This window comes from Streptococcus zalophi, from assembly GCF_016481285.1.
Classification (GTDB): domain Bacteria; phylum Bacillota; class Bacilli; order Lactobacillales; family Streptococcaceae; genus Streptococcus; species Streptococcus zalophi.
This window is the reverse complement of record NZ_JAENBP010000008.1, coordinates 22,500-41,116: the sequence shown is the minus strand read 5'-3', so window position 1 is coordinate 41,116 and position 18,617 is coordinate 22,500. Positions and strand designations below refer to the sequence as shown.

Below are 18,617 nucleotides of genomic sequence, written 5' to 3'. Positions count from 1 at the left end.
GAGAAATCATGAACAAAACAACATACATGGCTAAGCCAGGTGAAGTTGACCGTAAATGGTACGTTGTTGACGCAACTGATGTGCCTCTTGGACGTCTTTCTGCAGTAGTCGCAAGCGTGCTTCGCGGTAAAAACAAACCAACATTTACACCACATACTGATACAGGTGACTTTGTTATCGTTATCAATGCTGAAAAAGTGAAATTAACTGGTAAAAAAGCAACTGATAAAATTTACTACACTCACTCAATGTATCCAGGTGGATTGAAACAAATCTCTGCTGGTGAATTGCGTTCTAAAAATGCTGTTCGCTTGATTGAGAAATCTGTCAAAGGTATGCTTCCGCACAACACTCTTGGACGTGCGCAAGGGATGAAATTGAAAGTATTTGTAGGAGCTGAGCACACACATGCTGCACAACAACCTGAAGTACTTGATATCTCAGGACTTATCTAAGAGAAAGGAGCATTAAATAATGGCACAAGCACAATATGCAGGTACAGGACGCCGTAAAAACGCTGTTGCACGCGTTCGTTTGGTTCCAGGTACTGGAAAAATTACTGTTAATAAAAAAGATGTTGAAGAATACATCCCACATGCTGACCTTCGTTTAATCATCAACCAACCATTTGCAGTGACTTCAACTGTTGGTTCATACGACGTTTTCGTTAACGTTGTTGGTGGTGGTTATGCTGGACAATCAGGAGCGATCCGTCATGGTATCGCGCGTGCATTGTTACAAGTAGATCCAGATTTCCGCGATTCATTGAAACGCGCAGGTCTTCTTACTCGTGACGCACGTATGGTTGAACGTAAGAAACCAGGTCTTAAGAAAGCTCGTAAAGCAAGCCAGTTCTCAAAACGTTAATCAAAACGATTATATTACTGTTTACAAGCACTTTGCAAAAATCTTGCAAGGTGCTTTTTTTTTAAAAAAAGAAGAGTCTTCAGTGAGAAGACTAAAAAGGAGAAAAAATGAAACAAGTTAGTTATTTTGATGGTGGTATGATAGATTATGTCTTTTATAGTCTATTGGCAGGACTGATAACGGCTCTAACAGCTGGGATTGGGACACCTTGGGCAATTGTGATACTCTTAAAATGGAAAGTCAGCCATACGGTTATTGAAGGCAGACGCCTCTATTTTAGCGGTAACGCCTTAGATTTATTTGTTCAGTGGCTAAAATGGTTCCTACTGATTATTATTACCTTTGGGATCTACTCTTTTTGGGTGGCCATTAAGCTTGAGCAATGGAAAGTAAAACATACCCATTTTGTTGACGAACAAGAATTGTTATAAACTACTAGCTGAGCACAATAGCATCAGCAACTGAATATTAGAAAGCATTTTATGATAGAAGAATTAAAAAAATGGCCATACTTGTGAAAAAGTACCTTTTAAAATATTCTTATGATTATATTGAAAAGTTTTCAAAAAAAAACGGACAGCTCTGGCTGTCCATTTTTTATAGTTTTTCTATTACAAGCTATTATAGCTTGTTGCGATTTGTGCACCGACTTTAGCATTATTGTAGACCAATTGGATATTTGCTTTGAGGCTCTTACCGTCTGTTAACTCGACAATTTTACTCAACAAGAATGGTGTGATATCTTTACCAACAATCCCTTTTACTTCGGCTTCTGCAATAGCATTCTCAATAATGCTGTCGATATAGTCAGCGTCTAATTCGTGTTCTTTTGGAATAGGATTGGCTACTAGTACGCCTCCTTTAAGACCGAGGTCATCACTCGTCTTAACAATGGCAGCAATCGTCTCCACTGAGTCGGCTGTGGTATTGAGTTTATATGGGCTTGTTCCTGTGAAGAAGGCTGGAAGGACATCTGTCTTATAACCAACAACTGGGACACCTTTAGTCTCTAAATATTCTAAGGTTCTTGGCAGGTCAAGGATGGATTTGGCACCCGCACAAATAACAGTCACTGACGTTTGTGCTAATTCTTCCAAGTCAGCAGACACATCCATGGTTTCTTCATAGCCACGATGCACACCACCAATACCGCCTGTGACAAAGAATTTAATCCCGGCAAAGGCTGCACCAATCATTGTTGTTGCAACAGTTGTTGCCCCAATACGTTTGGTAGCGATGATTTCAGCTAAGTCACGTCGTGACACCTTGGCGACATTTTTTTCTGTTGCTAAGCGTTCTAAATCGGCTTCTGACAAGCCAATCTTGTACTTACCATCCATAATGGCGATGGTTGCAGGAACAGCTCCGTTATCTCGAATAATTTGTTCGACCGTTTTAGCCATTTCTACGTTTTGCGGATAAGGCATGCCGTGAGAAATGATGGTAGACTCCAAGGCAACGATGGGTTTTCCAGCGGCTTTTGCTGCTTCAACCTCTGGTGAAAATTCTAAGTAGGCATTAAGATTCATGGGTAAAAAGTTCCTTTCTTTCTTGTAAAAACGATTGACGCGATAAATTTTTTCTAACCGTGTCTTGTGATTGAATGGTGTAGTAGGCATTGGTCAGACCAAATTCAAGGGTTTCTTGAGAACTAAACTCATTGAGCCAACCAAACAGAATACCGGCTGATAGGGAGTCGCCTGCACCTGTAGCATCTACCATTTGTTGGACCATTTTAGGGGTCATGACTTGTCGCTTCCCATCCTGATTAGCATAGAGCATTGATTTGGCTCCTCTTGTGATCAAAACTTGCTTGAGCCCCGTTTGTAACCAAAGCTTTGCCAAGGATTCTAGATTTTCACTAGATCCCAAGGATTTATCGAAAAAGATTTCGCTCTCATCTTGATTGACAATCAACCATTCAACACCGGTTAAATCTTTGGGAAGATTGACCATCTTGGGTGCTGAAACGGGGATGATGGCTAGAGCCAAGTTTCTTTCTCTTGCTAACTTGATGAGATAGACGAGACTCTCCTGAGGGAGATTGAGGTCAACCACCAAGGCTTTACTTCTAGACAAGAGGTTTTCGTATTGCTCTAACCATGACACAGTCATACCGTCACAGATAGCCATGTTGGCTAAAGCCATACTCATGTCTCCATCAATATCGATGATAGCTGTGTAGGAGCTTGTCGCCTCTTCTGGACAGATATCAACCTGACGTAGATTCATGTAGGACTCCGAAGCAGATTTGATTAAATCCCAGTCTTGATCGTCCCCTGCTCTAGAAAGCATGACGACATTTTCCCCCAGACGCCCTAAGTTTTCAGCGATATTTCGACCAACACCTCCGATGGAAACCGAACTGCTGACGGGATTTGACGTCTTCAAAATCAACTCTTGTTTGGCGTAAAATTTGCGGTCGACATTCATACCGCCAATACAGACAACAGGCACCTCATCATTAATAATATATGCCCTACCCAAGAGATAATTGCGCCTAATCAAGTCCGAAATCATATTGGCAACAGCTGAACGTGATAATCCTATTTGCTCGGCAATCTCCTGCTGAGCGTAAAAAGGATGTTGACGGATGAGCTCTAGTACTGCTTGTTCTTTCTCATTAAGAATAAGTATCACCTCCTATAAACAAATGTTTAAAAATGACTTTTGTCTAACATAAACTCATTGTAACCCTTTTCAAAAGAAAAAGCAAGGAAAAACTTATTATTCAAACGTGTAAAAACAACTCCTTAAACACATGAGATAGGAACTTCCTTTTATCTTGGGTATCGGTTATGGGGCGTTTAGATATCAAGGTACCCAGTGAGAGATGCTATTGATGGGAGGCTACTGAGAAAGACTCGATTGAAAAATAAGAAAAACACTTCTCTTGACTAGTGAAAAAGCTGGGAGAAGTGTTTTTTGGTGTGTGAGGATTACAAAAGTAGACAAAATAACTTATTTTATTAAATTTTTGTTGAAAAATTGTTGTTATTTATATAAAAATGTAGGAAAAGTGTTATAATATTAAGTGAAAATATACATTTGGAGAATGAAATATGAAAAAAATTAAAGATAAAAATATATTTTGTTTTAAAGTTCATTTTGCTATAGATTTTTTAAGTATTATGCTTTTTACAATTTTGTCTCTTATTGGAAAAGATAATTCTTTATTTTTAATTAGATACTTTATTGCTTTAAATATTTATCATTTACTATATTTTTTGTTTTATAAAATGAAAAAAAGTTGGAAAATAAAAGCCGTCATAGATAAATTTGGAGTATTCGATAAGAAATTACCTGTTTTTATCTTTAGTCAAATAGCAACTTTTTTGAATTTTTTTATGTTATTATTGTCTATTATTTTATTCATTGGAATGATAGTTAGAATTTTTAAATTACAGCATTACATTGAAGTTTATGAACCGATTTCCATTTTAGTTTCGATTTTTATATATATACTTTTTATATATTTTATGTTAGATACTTTATTTGTAATATTTTTTTCAAATTTTAATGAGCAAATTTATAAATATAATCGTTTAAAGCGTATTTTTTTTGAATCAATTTTTTTATTGGTTATATGGCTACTATATAAGATACTTGGAGATTTAGATTTATCTGAATTTATTTTTACAATACTTTTATATGAAGGTGGGATGTGGTTCTTATCAGAAGATAGGTATAATCTTTTTCGTCAAAAACTTCCTCAAAATAAAATAAATTTTTCAATCAATAGAACATTATTAACTACAAGTTTCCTTTCGTTTAGTGCTAGTAGAATATTAATTAAGAAAAATTTGATTTCTGCTGAGCAAATATCTTTTTTAATTCCTCAAAATGTGAATATTAATAAATTGGCGTTTTTAAATTTATTAACAACAACGATGTTTTTTTTAATATTTATTATTGTGATAAGTTTATGCTTTTCCTGTACTAAAAAGAATTCGAAATAAATACTAAAATAAGTTTTTAAAATTATAAAAATATTACTTTATTTAATTTAACTAAATTACCTAATTCAATAGCATATGAAGTAATTTGGTATTCTGATAGATATACTAACTATAACAATCTATTTAACTCAAACAATTTTGATGATTTATTTAACAAAAATTACAAATATCATCAAGAAAATTCTACAAAAATATAAAATTTAATTTAGCAATTTAATCTATCTCCCCATTTGACATCTCCCTGATTTTCCTGTATAGTAGTCGTAATCAGAAAAGTAGCAAATGGTAGTTTTCAGGGAGCTCGTGGTGACTGTGAACGGGTAGCTTGTGTTTGTGAACATTGGACTGATGATATAAGGAATTGTAACACATGTCAATTCGGTGGGCACCCCTTATCGTGCGTCCTCTTGTTTGAGAGGATTGAGATATGATGGCTTTTTGCTATCATCAAGTGAGGTGGCACCGCGCTATTTGAACTAACGCCCTCGCACAGATTTTTTCTGTGCGGGGTTTTTTGTATTGAACAAATTAGGAGGAAGACAGATGGATAAGAAACAAAATAAAGGTTTTTTTGGTGAGTTTGGTGGGAGTTTTGTCCCTGCACCCATTCAAGTATTGCTGGATGAGTTGGAAACTGCTTTTGAAACCTACAAGGATGATGAGGATTTTCAAAAGGAACTGGCCTACTATCTCAAAGACTACTCAGGGCGTGAGACGCCACTTTATTATGCCCAGTCATTGAGTCAAGCGCTTGGTGGGGCTAAGATTTACCTCAAACGTGAGGATTTGAATCATTTGGGATCGCATAAGCTCAATAATGTCTTGGGGCAGATTCTTTTGGCGAAACGCATGGGGAAAACCCGTGTGATTGCTGAAACTGGGGCAGGGCAACATGGCGTGGCAACAGCGGCTGCAGCAGCCAAATTTGGCATGGCTTGCGATGTTTATATGGGGGCTGAGGATATCAAGCGTCAACGCCTCAACGTTTTTCGGATGGAGATGATGGGAGCGACGGTGCATGCGGTCACTGAAGGCACTCAGACCTTGAAAGAAGCGGTTGATGCGGCCTTTGGCGCGTGGATGGCAGACTTGGGAGCCTTTTATGTCTTGGGCTCAGCTGTGGGTCCACATCCTTATCCAACCATGGTTCATGAATTTCAAAAAATCATCAGTATTGAGTCAAGAAAGCAGATTTTGGACAAGGAAGGACGCTTGCCGAATGCTGTGATCGCTTGTATCGGTGGAGGCTCAAACGCTATCGGTGCTTTTTCAGAATATATTGCTGATGAAGAGGTTGCTTTGATTGGCGCAGAAGCCGCAGGTCAAGGCGTTGAAACAGATAAACATGCAGCAACCATGACCAAGGGAACCGTTGGTGTGGTCGATGGGATGAAGACCTATGCGCTCTTTCAAGAAGATGGCAAGATTGCTCCCGTTTACTCGATTTCAGCTGGACTAGACTACCCAGGCGTTGGCCCAGAACATGCTTACCTTAATTTTTCTGGACGAGTGGATTATGTGCCAATCACCGATGAAGAAGCCGTTCAAGCGCTACTCTTGTTGTCGAAAACCGAAGGCATCATCCCTGCCATTGAGAGCTCACATGCGCTTGCAGAAGCCATCAAACGAGCACCAAAAATGGCAAAAGACCAAATCATTATCGTCAATCTTTCCGGACGTGGCGATAAAGACGTTGCAGCCATTGCAGATTATTTAGAAGGAAAGAAATGATGGGGATTTAATACGATTAAATTGAATGATTGAAAACAAAAAGTGTAAAATTTAACCATTGGAAATACAGATTTTGAAAAGTAGATATAAAAATAGAGGCTATTAATGGCCTCTATTTTTATGTCTACTTTTCTGATAGAGGTGTGTATCTTTGAAATTTTGCAACATAACAATTTAATATGGATATATAACTTTATAATGTTGTTAATTTTATATAAAAATTGATTAAATTTAAAATTTATATTATAATTTAATAAAATATATTGAATCGAGGTATATATATGACAAAAGTTTTTTTATCACACAGTAGTAAAAATAAAGAATTGGTAAATACTATTTATTCTAAGTTGAAATCCATAGTTGGTGTTGAGAGTGTTATCATGGACTCTTTTAATTTTGAGGAAGGAAGAAATACAAAAGAAGAAATTATCTATAATTTATCTAAATCCGATCTATTTGTAATTTTTCTATCAGAAGAAGCATTAAAATCTCAATGGGTTAAAGAAGAATTGTCTATTGCAGGTAAAAAAATATTGGAAAATAATAGATATCAAATTTGTCCTATCATAATAGATGAAAAAATAAAATATGATAATGAAATGATACCTAACTGGCTAAAGGAAAATTATAACATTCAATTAGTTAAGAGCAACAAAAAGATAGTAAATATTATTACTGAAAGAATGACAGAGATTAATCGAATGAAGCATTCGAATATTAAAAATAGACAAGATCTTTTTGTTGGAAGAAATGCTTTTCTGAAACAAATTGAACAAAGACTAGACGACTTTAATCAACCAAAACCCATTGCCTTAATTGCATCAGGTTTAGAAGGTGTTGGTAGAAGAACTTTGTTAAAGAGAAGTCTTGTTAAAAGTGATATTGTAAAGTCGAGTTATCCTTTTTCTGAAATTGTTACAGAGAGAAATGATAGTATTGAAGATTTCATTTTAAAAATTTATGACTTAGGATTTTTTGATGATGAGACAAAATTTTTTGAATTATCAAAACTAAATAATTTATCTATTGATAATAAACAAATTATTTTAATAGATTTAATATCTAGCTTACAAGATAAAAAAGTATTTATAGTTGTAAATGATCATGGATGTATTATCAATCATAGAGGAGAATTAGCCGAATGGTTTAAAAACGCTTTACTTTCAGAAAAAGTAAGAAATCAATTATTAATGTTAGTGTCATCAAAATTTAGATATTTTAATAGGGAAAGTATGGATATGAGTGAAATATATGCATTAAACATTCCCGAGTTAGAAATAAAGGAACGTCAAGGTTTACTCTATAGATATTCAGAAAAAGTTTTTGAACAAGAGTTAGAAAAAGATAAATTAAATTTTATTAGTGATCTTCTTACTGGCTTACCTGAACAAATTTTTTATGCTATTGATAAGCTTAAGAATATTGGCTGGCTAAGATTTTATAGAAACACAGAATCTATAGTGAATTTTAATAATCAGAAAGCTGAAATTCTTTTGAGTGATTTAAGAGAAGATGATGAAAAAATGAAATTTTTGGCTTTATTATGTCAATTTGATTCGATAGGAGAAGATTATATTTTAAAAATTGTTTCAAACGGAGGTGAAGAAACTGAAAAATATCAAGGTATGATTGAGTCGTTCTTGCTTCAAGGAATTTGTGAACCAGTTGGTACATTACAAGAATATATTCGTGTAAATGATAGTATAAAAGACTTTATAATTAGAAGTGACTATAAATATGATGAAAATCATAAGAAATTATTGTTGGAGTATGTAAAACAATTTATAAAGAGTCTTGATGAAAATGAAGATTATAATATTCCTGAATTGCTTTTTAGTTTAAAACACTCATTACTAAATAATATTGAAATAAATGATAAATATATTTTTCCCTCAATTTATTTAAAAACAATGAATGATTTATATTACTCAGGTAAATATCAAGAAGTGATAAATTTTGCAGATAAAGCATTAGAGAGAAAATCTAATTATGATGATAAAATGATATTTGAAATTAGATATCTTCTATGTTCTGCATTAGCAAAGCAAAGCTCACTACTATCAAAACAAAAGAATGTTGTTGCTAATCAAAGTAAAGATAGATTCAGAAGAGAAGTTCAATTTATCAATGGACCTGATCACGACTTTCTTTTTGGATTTTTTTATAGACAGATTGGTCAGTATGATAAAGCCCTTACAAGATTAGATAGAAGTTTAATTGAACGAAAGAATTTTTCTAAAGCAAAACGGGAAAAAGTTCAAGTGTTGATAGCTATGCAAGACTATAACTCTGCTTTGGAATTAGCAAAGAGTAATTATGAAAACTTCAAAAATAATCCCTATCATATTCAAGCATATTTTACTTGTTTGATAAAATCTGATACTCCTAATAAAAACGATATACTTAAACAATTAATTAACACTATGAAAATTATTAATAATAAAGTTTCTGATGAAATGGCTCTAAGACTAGAAGCACAATATAATGCATTTATAGAAGGAGATTATTTATCAGCAATTGAAAATATAGATCGTGCAATCTTAGCAAATCCAGATATTCAATATGCTAGATTTTTAAAATTTGATATAGTTGAACGATTCAATAAAATTGATGAAATGAAAGAAATCCTTGATTATTTTAGTGATCCAGAATTACAATCCAAACATCATAATAACTATGTTTGCATGAAATCAATTGTTATTAGTCATGAAAAAGGAGCTAGAGAGGCAAAGAGGTTTTTCCATGAGAATATTAAAAATTATACCGAAGAGGCTAAGGAAAGATTTATTGGTAGATTGGAAAGAATTAATACGAATGAAAATTTAAAATAAGATAAAATTTCCATTTCCCAAAGACGATAGTTTTCTATCGTCTTTTTGCACCTCAATTTTTAAACTAAATGATTTACAAATAAATGAGAATAGGGTAGGATAAAAATTCAGTAAAAAAATCATTTTGTCGAAAACTAATCAGTATTTTCAGTGGGTTTTGATAGTGATAGAAAATGAGGTTGGAATGAAAAGAGTAATTAATTCTTATTGGTCATCATTGATTCTTTTAGCATCAATGATTTTAGGTGGTTTACTTGGCTTTGTTTGGGGGCCTGGGGCGTCTAGTTTACAGCCTATTGCGGATACTTTTTTAAATCTGCTTTATTGTAGTGTGGTGCCTTTAATCTTTTTTTCGCTGTCTTCTGCGATTGCAAAGATGCAAAACTTGTCAAAACTGGTTAAAATCATGGGGAGTTTTTTCTTACTAACCTTTGTGACAGGGATTGTTTCCAGTTTATTTATGGTGGTATCGACCTTTTTGGTTAATCCGGCTTCGGGGGTGAACATTGCCTTAAATGAGTCGGTTGATACGAGTGATAGTAATCTCAATATTCTTGGGATGTTTACGGTCAATGATTTCCCTGAGCTTTTTTCAAGAAATCATCTGATGGCGCTCATTGTTTTTACGATTATTTTTGCGATCGGGCTCATCCAAGTGGGTGAAAAAGGCAAGCCCGTTGTGACGTTAATGGAGACCTTGACGGAGGTGATTGTTAAGGTGGTTGGCATTATTATGAAACTAGCACCGTTAGGATTGGGGGCTTATTTTGCTATCTTGATTGGAAATAACGGTAGTGAAGTGGTTGGTTTGCTCTCAAAAGCAGTTGGCTTATACTTGGTTGTTCTCGTCATTTATTTTATCGTTTCACAAACCTTAGCAGCCTATCTGTCGGCAGGTTTTTCAGGTGTGAAAAAATGGTGGAGCACTTGTATCCCTTTACTACTAACAGCTCTTGGAACAAGTTCTTCTGCCACATCAATACCTGTTAATTTAGACCACGCTAAAAAATTGGGCATTTCTGATGAAATTGCTGATTTTGTGATTCCTCTTGGAGCGACGCGTGTTTGATTCAGATTGTAAAAATTGTGGTCCTATCATCACTGTTTAAGATTGACTTCTTCACACCGCAAAATATTTTTATGGCAGTTTTAATATCAGTGATTGCATCACTTGTTGTTGGTGTGATTCCTGGTGGTGGTTCCGTGGCTGAAATTTTTCATCATTTCTGCCTTTGGTTTCCCAGAAGAAGCCATTCCAATCATGGTCCTACTAGGGACAGTGACGGATGCTACAGCAACTGCTTTAAACGTGACTGGAGATACCGGCCTTACCATGATGATAGCAAGAATTGTTGATGGAAAAGACTGGATGATGAAAAAAGAACTAGCAAAAACACTCTAGTTGTTTCATTTGGTTGCTATTCTTAATAAAACCAACCAAATTTTTGGTTGGTTTTTTAAAATATAGTTACTTTTTTGTGAATAGTGTAGAAGACACCATTAATAAATGTTATAATGTAACCAGCATTTTGCTAAATTGTGGCTTTGCAGGTACTGGACTATGTTTTAAAGGTTTGCCTCAAAGCATGTCATTATTAATTTGTAAAATAAAAGATGTCGTACAAACCACCGTAGAAGTAAGGAGAATTGACATGAACCATTTATTTATCACGTCATACCTCACATTTTATTTAAAATCGTCCCTTTTTTTGGAAGGAGATGAAATTAGAATGTCTTATCCGGATTTGATTTATCGTTTAATTCCAATTGGTTCAAAAAAAGCGTTAATTCTTTTAAAGGACATTAAGAGCATTGAATCCTCATCAAAAACAGATTTTGAATCTCTGATTTGGGGACTGATATTAATAGCCATTGGATTATCTCAAATCTTAATTTTTCATCAATTATTATTAGGAGGGGTGCTGGTTTTGGTTGGTTTATTGACAGTGATTAGTTCTTTTCAGATGATTTTAACCTTTCAGACTAGTTCTGGGGAAAAGCACCCTTTACCAGCTGTTATTTTTGAAAAAAATAGTCTTTTAGCGTGTCAGCATGCTATTGAGCAAAAATTGGAACTACTAGCAAGGAGTGAAAGTTTTGCTTGAAAAAATTAGAAAAAACTATCGATAATTTCATTATTCCTCTTTAAGTAGAGTTGTAAGAATTACTTGACTAGCAAATAATAAAAAGAGAGGCTTAGTACAAACTGTACCAGCCTCTTTCTTTTTAGAAATTAAAGACGTTATTGAGATTTTCAGACATGGTTGGGTGAGTAAAAATTTGGTCTTTAAGATAAGTATATGGTATATCGTGGTCCATTGCCATTTTCAGTTGATTAATGATTTCGTGTGCTGCTTCACTAAAAATAGTGGCTCCCAAAATAGCATCCGTTTCTTTGTTGACAATCACTTTTATTAATCCTCTAGAATTATTGGTGATATAAGCTCTTAAAGTATTTTCAACCTTGAGGCTATTGGCTTTATATGGCAATCCTTGTTCTTTTGCTGTTTTTTCTGTTATACCAATACTGGCTAAAGTTGGATTGATAAAGGTTGCCGTTGGGATGTTTTGACGTTTAGAGAGGCTGAACTTATTTTCTCCCATCAGATGACTGTAAACAATGCGGTAATCATCATATGAGATGTATGTAAATTGCATCTCACCACGCACATCACCAAGAGCGTAGATGTTTTCAACAGTTGTTTGACAATAGTCATCAACTTTAATGCCACCTCTTTCAGTCAATTCGATGTCAGTGTTTTCAAGTCCAAGACCATCGGTATTTGGCACGCGCCCTGCTGCATACATGACCACATCAAAAAGGTAGTCCTTGCCGTCTGCTGTTAAGATGACTTGGTCGCCTTGGTTCTTGACAGATTCAACACCGGCATTAAACTTAAAGGTCACACCATCTTCTTCCATATAAGTTTGTGCTAATTCTGAAAACTCGTCATCCATTCGACTTAAAATGCGAGAACCATGTTCAAAAATGGTCACCTTGGTTCCCATTTGGGTAAAGAGGTGAGTCATTTCAAGACCGATATTTCCTCCACCGATAATTCCTAAGGTTTCGGGTTGTTTTTTAAGTGCTTGTAGTCCTGTGCTATCAACGACATTTTTAGTCTCTAAAAGTCCCTTTATTGGTAAAACTCTCGACTTAGCTCCGGTATTGATAACAATGATATCAGCAGTCACTTGAATAGTCTCGTTTTCTGAAGTGAGTTCAACCACTTTGTTGGAAACGAAGTGTGCTTTAGCAAGATATAAATCCATGCCAGAGTTTTTGACATTGTTGGCACTACCTTCACGTAAAATAGAGGTGACCTTGTTTCTTCTTGCCATAACCTCTTCAAAATTAAGGTGTTGATGTGCATCAGAAATCATGGTTTTGGTTGGCACACAGCCAACATTGATACAGGTTCCTCCATACATCATTGGGTCTTGTTCAACGATGGCAGCAGTTTTACCTTGAGCAACCATTTGACTAGCTAGAGGTCTACCTGCTTGTCCAAAACCGATAATGAGAAAATCATAATGTTTCATTGGTTTGATTCCTTTCTTGTTTCTTTCTTCATCATATCACCATCAAATAGAAATCACAACTATCTTTCTTTTCTAGTTAAAGAAAGTGGGTTTACTTAAATCTTTTCATAAAAAGTGAATCACCGATTTTTAAAAAAGAGATGATTTTTTAGACGATTTCCTTTGAATTTATAGTATTTTTTTGTAGAATATAACAGTATTTGATTTTAAGTATCAAATAATAACATTTATAATAACTAATAATGAACTTTTTAGATTGGAAAATATTGTCATGAAAAACACAAACGACAAATTTGAAAAGATTTTTAATTATGCTATTAGAAAATTAAGTGTTGGTATTGGTTCGGTGATTATTGGTGCTTCTTTTTTGGGAGCAACACCGGTTTTGGCAGATCAGCATCATGCCAAAGTCACCTATGATTATGTACTAGAATCAGAATTAACGCCTGATGAGCTTTCTTTCATTCAAAAAGGGAGTCCGAGAGACGAGATTGCTGAAGAAACAACCATTTATTTGGTTTATCAGCCAGATAAAGAAACGACTTTGCCAAAGACCAATGATAAGTCTTTGATTGCCTATAGTTTTTTGGGTGGCTTGTCGCTACTTGTTGTAGGGGTGACGATAAAGAAAAATAAAAAAATAGGTAAAGGAGCATTGCCATATTTACTGATGGTTACGGGTGTCTTTCTTGTGCCGGCTTCTATGACAGTGTCATCTATAGAAGTGAGTGCGCTTAGACATTACCATCAAGAAATACAAGCTGGCCAAGTCTTTGAGACCGCTGATATTGTGCTTGATATTCCTAATCATCATTACATTGGTTTTATTGAAGTAAAAAATGATGTTTCTAAGCCTGAGATAAATCAAGAGACAAGCAATGATTCTTTAAAAGAAGAGAAAAAATCGGAGATTTCACACCCTGAAACTGCTCCAGTCGTTGAGGATAAGGCTATTTATTTTGAAGTACCGACAGATTATCCAACGGTTAGCTTGAAAGAAGCTCAGATTGTAGAAGAGCATCCCTCAACTGCTCCAGTCGTTGAGGATAAGGCTATTTCTTTTGAAATACCAACAGATAGTCCAACGGTTAGCTTGGAAGAAGCCCAGATTGTTGAGGCACATCCTGAAACTGCTCCAGTTGTCGAAGATAACGATATTTCTTTTGAAATACCAACAGATAGTCCAACGGTTAGCTTGGAAGAAGCTGAGATTGTAGAAGAACACCCTTTAACAGCTCCAGTTGTCGAAGATAATGATATCTATTTTGAAGTACCAAAAGATTATCCAACGGTTAGCTTGGAAGAAGCTGAGATTGTAGAGGCACATCCAGAAACAGCTCCAGTCGTTGAGGATAATGCTATTTCTTTTGAAGTACCGACAGATTATCCAGAAGTAGTTTTAGAAGAAGCACGAACCGTAGCTGAGACTAGTCGTGAAACGTTGGCTTTTGAGACACGCTATACAGCAGATGACAGTTTGGAATATGGTCAAGTGCAAACACTAAGACAAGGTATTCCAGGATCTGTTGTAACGACTGTAACCTATCTTGAAGAAAATGGAACTAGAGGTGTCGAATTAAGCCGTGAAAATCAAACAACAGCACCTATTAATGCGCTTGTCAAACTTGGTACCAAACCAATTGAAGAGACAGAAGTTATTGTTGATAATGGTATGCGTTATCAAGTGACTTATCAAACCACTTATCAGGTTAATGAAAAAACAGGAGAGGTCACCTCACAAAGACAAGAAATCGCTAGACAAGTACTAGAAAAACCTAAAAAGGAAAAACCAGTGGTTGCTGTTGATCAAGTGGTGACTAATGATGACGAACAAACACTTAGCATCACTTATGAAAAACAAGACCCTGATGCTGCCTTTAAAAAGCTAAAAGTGAGTGTTAAAGAAGGTAATCAAGTTGTTCAAACACTTGAGTCTCAATTGGAAAATAGAACCCTTCAACTAGATGGCTTAAAACCTTATACGACCTATCACATAGAAACAACTGTTGTTTATGATACAGGTACAGGTGATGTTGAAGAACTATTAGAACCAAAACAGGAAGTTGAATTCATTCCTAAGAAAATAGAATTTCGCTCTATCACAAAGGCAGAGTTGTTCCAATTAGATGCTAATCATCGCCTAAAACGTGTCACAGGACTAGAAGAAGCACCAACAGATGCCAGCTCTTATCTGGTGAAATTAACGACTAATCATGACAGTGCCTTGTTACCAGTTGCTCAATTTAGAGAAGTTGATGGCCATATTGAAGGACAAATCATTCATCCTCGTTTGGTGTCCTTTGCGTCAGACAATATCAGTGTCACAGATGGTTATCGTATTAAGGTAGACAAAATAATCACAGGCAATGGCATCTACACGGACTTTAATCAATTGATAACTGCAATGGCACAGAATCCTTCTGGTCAATTCAAATTGGGAAGTGATCTTTATGCGACACCAACAGATAGAGCTACTTATATCACTTCAAATTTCTCTGGCAGTCTTTCAAGTGTAGCTGGTAAACACTACACGATTTACCATTTGAATAAACCATTATTTAATCGCTTGGAAGGTGCTAGAGTTGAAAACCTTTCGTTAAAAGAAGTTAATATCACTTCACAGGCAGACACGGCTAGTTTAGCCTTGTGGGCAAACAATGCAAATATTAACCATGTTTTTGTTGATGGGCAATTGACTTATGATCCAAACAACTCTAACACCCATCAGATAGGTGGCTTGGTCGCAACACTTGCTGGCTCTACGGTTGATTCTTCCTATGTTAATTTGTCGATTACAGCAAGAGACCGTGCTAATAACAATGTTGCTGGTCTTGCAGCAAGGGCAAATTCATATGTTGCAACGTCTCGTCTGACTAATAACGTTGTTGCTGGTGAGATTAACACAGGTAATCAGTCTAAAAAAGCGGCTCTGCTTGCTTTCAACTTTGGTGCGACTCAAATTGATAATAATACTAGCAATATGTCTTTAGACATGTTAGGAAGCGGTATTGCCGGTTCAAATAATAAACGCGTGGGTGATGGTCAAAATGGCACAATCAGTCAGAAAGAGTATCTTGACAAACTAAAATTGCTTGGTGTTCTAACTGAGAAACAAGCACAACCATCATCTGATTATAAGGATAGTGAGCTAAAGCATTATCAAGCAGATAGAGAAATTGCGTACTATAACACGAAAAAATTGTTACCATTGTATGATCGTCATACGATTATCAAATATGGTAATTTAATAGATGTGGCTAGTGATTTCTATCATAAACGGATTGTTTCTGTGACACCGATGACTGATCGTCAATTTGTGACTAATCTTGAGACCTTAGAAAATGTTAATCAGTTGTTCGTGCTTTATGAGGATGATAGTAAGGCAATTCTTTCCTTGACGGATCTTGGGGAGTATTCTAATACTAAAGTCAGAGAGTTTCGTTTATTAGATAAACTCCTTTACACGCCTGATTATTTTGTGTCAACAAAACCCCAGCTTCGTGATCAAGTGATGACTATTTTGTCTTCTGTTAATCTAGCGGACCCTGCTATTAAAACAGTATTAGCAACAACAGAAAAGCAAGATATTAGGGCCTTGTATTTGGATGATTCTTTTGCACAAGTTAAGAATCAGTTAACAACCGTAGTAGAAAAACTTCTCTCAAGTTCTCTCATGGAAACAGATAATCTTGCTACTCAGCAGTATTTGTTAAGACATATTGACGATAATAAGGAAAAATTACTTTTAGGCTTATCTTACTTGAATCGTCTTTATGGTATTCAATTTGGCGATTACCATATCAAAGAATTGATGATGTATCGACCATCTTTTTATGGGAAAGCCGTTGATACACTTGATTGGCTAATCAATATAGGTTCACAAGGCTACAATAATCTTTTGTTATATAAAAATGAAGCCTTTTATGAAAACACCTTGCAAGTGATTGATAAACCATCTCTTTTATCATTCTTAGACCATAATAGAATGATTTTTGCTCCTGAAATGACAGCAAATGACTGGTTTAAATCGGCGACAAAAGCTTATATTCATGAAGAAGCTTCGCGAGTTTTACCTGAGAAAAGTGTGGCTATTTATGACCGACTTCAAATAAAAGAATCCTATAGAAGCTATATCCTTCCTCTGTTAGCATTAAAAGAAGACAATGTTTATGCGGTGACGACCTTATCTTCATTAATTTTGGGTGGTTATGGTCGTGACATTGATATGAACATTAAAGAAACTGATAAAGCACGTTATCAAGAAGAGCTAAAACGTGTGCATCAGTTGATTAATGATAAGGCAAGAAGATGGCAAGACTTTGTCGACTTATTTATGAAGGTGGGCTCACCAACCAGTCAAAAGGTTTATGCGGATAAATTGACAGAATTATTTGCCGGGTACTATATTAAAGATCCAGTTAATGGCAAAATAGCGCCTCTGTTCAATGAGAAACGACGCTGGGCAGAACCTTATGGTGACATTGATACATCCATTGACGATTTCTTTGGTCCAATCGGTAGGTATTACCCACAATCACCTAACAAGGATTCTGGCTATGCCAATAAATCCTTAAATCGCATTTACTTTGATGGTGTTGATATCTTAGGACATGAGGGCGGAGCAACTTATAGTCATGAGATGACACATGCTTATGATGAAGATGGTGTGTTAAATGGTTATGGTTACCGTGATGGACAAGAAGCAGAGTCCTATGCTCTTGGCTTATTTGAATCGGTAACCAGTCCAAATAGTTATTACTATGGCTTTAACTTCATGTATGATTTGGAACATGGTGCCCACAATGATCGTATCTCTCGTTTCCAAACGAAAAACGATTTTAAAGACTACCTTAGTGGCGTTTTTGATGTGACGTACCTCTTAGATGGTATTGAGGCAGATATTATTCTTAAAAAAGATAAGGCCGATCAAAAATTCTTCTTTAATAAGATAGAATTAGTAAAAGATACGGATACTAAAGCTGGTGCAACTCATGGTAAAGATGTGATTAGAGAGATTACCACACAAGAGTGGGAGCAAATGACCTTAACTTCAATTCCTGATTTGGTTCGTCAAAAACTCGTTAGTCAGAGTGGTACTTTGTTGAAAAAAGACTACCTTCGTGATAATCATAATAATTATTATTTCATACCACTTTACTATCCTATTTATGCAGCTTATGAAAATGATTCTGGAACTAGTGGTGGCTTGATGTTTAGAAGAACTGCTTTTGAACTATTAGCAGCTTTGGGTTGGGATGAAGGCTTCATTCCTTATGCAAGTAATCAACTAAAACAAGAAGCCGAAGAACAGCAACAACCATTGTCAGATAGCTTTATCTTCAAGAAAATCTTTAATGGTCAGTATGAAAACTATGAAGATTTTAGAATTCAGATGTTTATGCAACGAATGGCTAAGAAAGACAAGATTAAGCCAATTACAATCATGGTTGACAATCAATCTTATACCATCACTTCTTTTGAAACATTGAAAGGTGTAATGACGAAAGCGATTGATGAGGATTTGGCTAAACTAAAAGTAGGACAATATGGTTTTGCTAGAGAAAAATTAAAAGCTGCCATCATGAAAGCTTACAATGACTTAACAGATGATTTTAGAACTTCTATCTTTAATGACTAATGAAAAAATGGAGATAATCGATTGTTATGTTGTTCTTCTTACTTAATA

General features: G+C 35.3%; 13 protein-coding genes. 10 read left to right on the top strand and 3 right to left on the bottom strand.

Annotated elements, in window-relative coordinates; genetic code table 11:
• The first annotated feature begins 8 nt into the window (after window positions 1–8).
• The 3 genes from rplM (at window position 9) to JHK64_RS06310 (ending at window position 1,298) form a co-directional block, all read left to right on the top strand.
• Complete coding sequence (rplM, locus tag JHK64_RS06320) at window positions 9–455, top strand: 50S ribosomal protein L13 (RefSeq protein WP_018370165.1); 447 nt, start codon at window positions 9–11, stop codon at window positions 453–455.
• Between the two features lie 19 nt (window positions 456–474).
• A complete protein-coding gene (gene rpsI, locus JHK64_RS06315; protein ID WP_199568160.1) occupies window positions 475–867 on the top strand; it encodes a 30S ribosomal protein S9 in 393 nt (130 codons plus the stop codon).
• A gap of 107 nt (window positions 868–974) precedes the next feature.
• Complete coding sequence (locus JHK64_RS06310; protein ID WP_199568159.1) at window positions 975–1,298, top strand: YjgN family protein; 324 nt, start codon at window positions 975–977, stop codon at window positions 1,296–1,298.
• Window positions 1,299–1,478: 180 nt separating this feature from the next.
• On the opposite strand, the gene JHK64_RS06305 is transcribed toward JHK64_RS06310, so the two are convergent.
• Together JHK64_RS06305 and JHK64_RS06300 are read right to left on the bottom strand one after the other, a co-directional pair.
• Window positions 1,479–2,396 (bottom strand): pseudouridine-5'-phosphate glycosidase, encoded by a 918-nt coding sequence (locus tag JHK64_RS06305; protein ID WP_199568158.1) that lies wholly within the window; start codon window positions 2,394–2,396, stop codon window positions 1,479–1,481.
• Window positions 2,386–3,507, bottom strand: coding sequence for a PfkB family carbohydrate kinase (locus JHK64_RS06300; protein ID WP_199568157.1), 1,122 nt, complete (start codon window positions 3,505–3,507; stop codon window positions 2,386–2,388). Before JHK64_RS06300 ends, JHK64_RS06305 begins: the two co-directional genes overlap by 11 nt.
• Window positions 3,508–3,929: 422 nt before the next feature.
• On the opposite strand from JHK64_RS06300, the gene JHK64_RS06295 reads away from it, so the two are divergent.
• From JHK64_RS06295 to JHK64_RS06275, 6 genes are all read left to right on the top strand, one after another.
• On the top strand, window positions 3,930–4,826 hold the full coding sequence (locus JHK64_RS06295) for a hypothetical protein (protein WP_199568156.1): 897 nt from the start codon (window positions 3,930–3,932) through the stop codon (window positions 4,824–4,826).
• A 543-nt stretch (window positions 4,827–5,369) separates the two neighbouring features.
• A complete protein-coding gene (gene trpB / locus JHK64_RS06290; protein ID WP_199568155.1) occupies window positions 5,370–6,557 on the top strand; it encodes a tryptophan synthase subunit beta in 1,188 nt (395 codons plus the stop codon).
• A 281-nt stretch (window positions 6,558–6,838) separates the two neighbouring features.
• Window positions 6,839–9,388, top strand: coding sequence for a toll/interleukin-1 receptor domain-containing protein (locus JHK64_RS06285; protein WP_199568154.1), 2,550 nt, complete (start codon window positions 6,839–6,841; stop codon window positions 9,386–9,388).
• 184 nt (window positions 9,389–9,572) lie between these two features.
• Window positions 9,573–10,457, top strand: a complete 885-nt coding sequence (locus tag JHK64_RS06280) for a dicarboxylate/amino acid:cation symporter (protein ID WP_246450932.1) — start codon at window positions 9,573–9,575, stop codon at window positions 10,455–10,457.
• A 126-nt stretch (window positions 10,458–10,583) separates the two neighbouring features.
• The gene (locus JHK64_RS07525) at window positions 10,584–10,790 is read left to right on the top strand and encodes a dicarboxylate/amino acid:cation symporter (protein WP_246450930.1); all 207 of its coding nucleotides are present in this window, start codon (window positions 10,584–10,586) and stop codon (window positions 10,788–10,790) included.
• A gap of 328 nt (window positions 10,791–11,118) precedes the next feature.
• A complete protein-coding gene (locus JHK64_RS06275) occupies window positions 11,119–11,493 on the top strand; it encodes a hypothetical protein (protein WP_199568153.1) in 375 nt (124 codons plus the stop codon).
• 121 nt (window positions 11,494–11,614) lie between these two features.
• Here JHK64_RS06275 and JHK64_RS06270 read toward each other — a convergent pair whose 3' ends face one another.
• Window positions 11,615–12,931: an FAD-containing oxidoreductase gene (locus tag JHK64_RS06270; protein ID WP_199568152.1), complete on the bottom strand. Its 1,317-nt coding sequence runs from the start codon at window positions 12,929–12,931 to the stop codon at window positions 11,615–11,617.
• A gap of 271 nt (window positions 12,932–13,202) precedes the next feature.
• On the opposite strand from JHK64_RS06270, the gene JHK64_RS06265 reads away from it, so the two are divergent.
• Complete coding sequence (locus tag JHK64_RS06265) at window positions 13,203–18,569, top strand: ZmpA/ZmpB/ZmpC family metallo-endopeptidase (protein ID WP_199568151.1); 5,367 nt, start codon at window positions 13,203–13,205, stop codon at window positions 18,567–18,569.
• Window positions 18,570–18,617: the final 48 nt, after the last annotated feature.

Bases quoted from the DNA above. Each gene is read 5' to 3' on its own strand.
- rplM (WP_018370165.1), top strand. From the start codon at position 9: ATGAACAAAACAACATACATGGCTAAGCCAGGTGAAGTTGACCGTAAA.
- rpsI (WP_199568160.1), top strand. From the start codon at position 475: ATGGCACAAGCACAATATGCAGGTACAGGACGCCGTAAAAACGCTGTT.
- JHK64_RS06310 (WP_199568159.1), top strand. From the start codon at position 975: ATGAAACAAGTTAGTTATTTTGATGGTGGTATGATAGATTATGTCTTT.
- JHK64_RS06305 (WP_199568158.1), bottom strand. From the start codon at position 2,396: ATGAATCTTAATGCCTACTTAGAATTTTCACCAGAGGTTGAAGCAGCA.
- JHK64_RS06295 (WP_199568156.1), top strand. From the start codon at position 3,930: ATGAAAAAAATTAAAGATAAAAATATATTTTGTTTTAAAGTTCATTTT.
- trpB (WP_199568155.1), top strand. From the start codon at position 5,370: ATGGATAAGAAACAAAATAAAGGTTTTTTTGGTGAGTTTGGTGGGAGT.
- JHK64_RS06285 (WP_199568154.1), top strand. From the start codon at position 6,839: ATGACAAAAGTTTTTTTATCACACAGTAGTAAAAATAAAGAATTGGTA.
- JHK64_RS06280 (WP_246450932.1), top strand. From the start codon at position 9,573: ATGAAAAGAGTAATTAATTCTTATTGGTCATCATTGATTCTTTTAGCA.
- JHK64_RS06275 (WP_199568153.1), top strand. From the start codon at position 11,119: ATGTCTTATCCGGATTTGATTTATCGTTTAATTCCAATTGGTTCAAAA.
- JHK64_RS06270 (WP_199568152.1), bottom strand. From the start codon at position 12,931: ATGAAACATTATGATTTTCTCATTATCGGTTTTGGACAAGCAGGTAGA.
- JHK64_RS06265 (WP_199568151.1), top strand. From the start codon at position 13,203: ATGAAAAACACAAACGACAAATTTGAAAAGATTTTTAATTATGCTATT.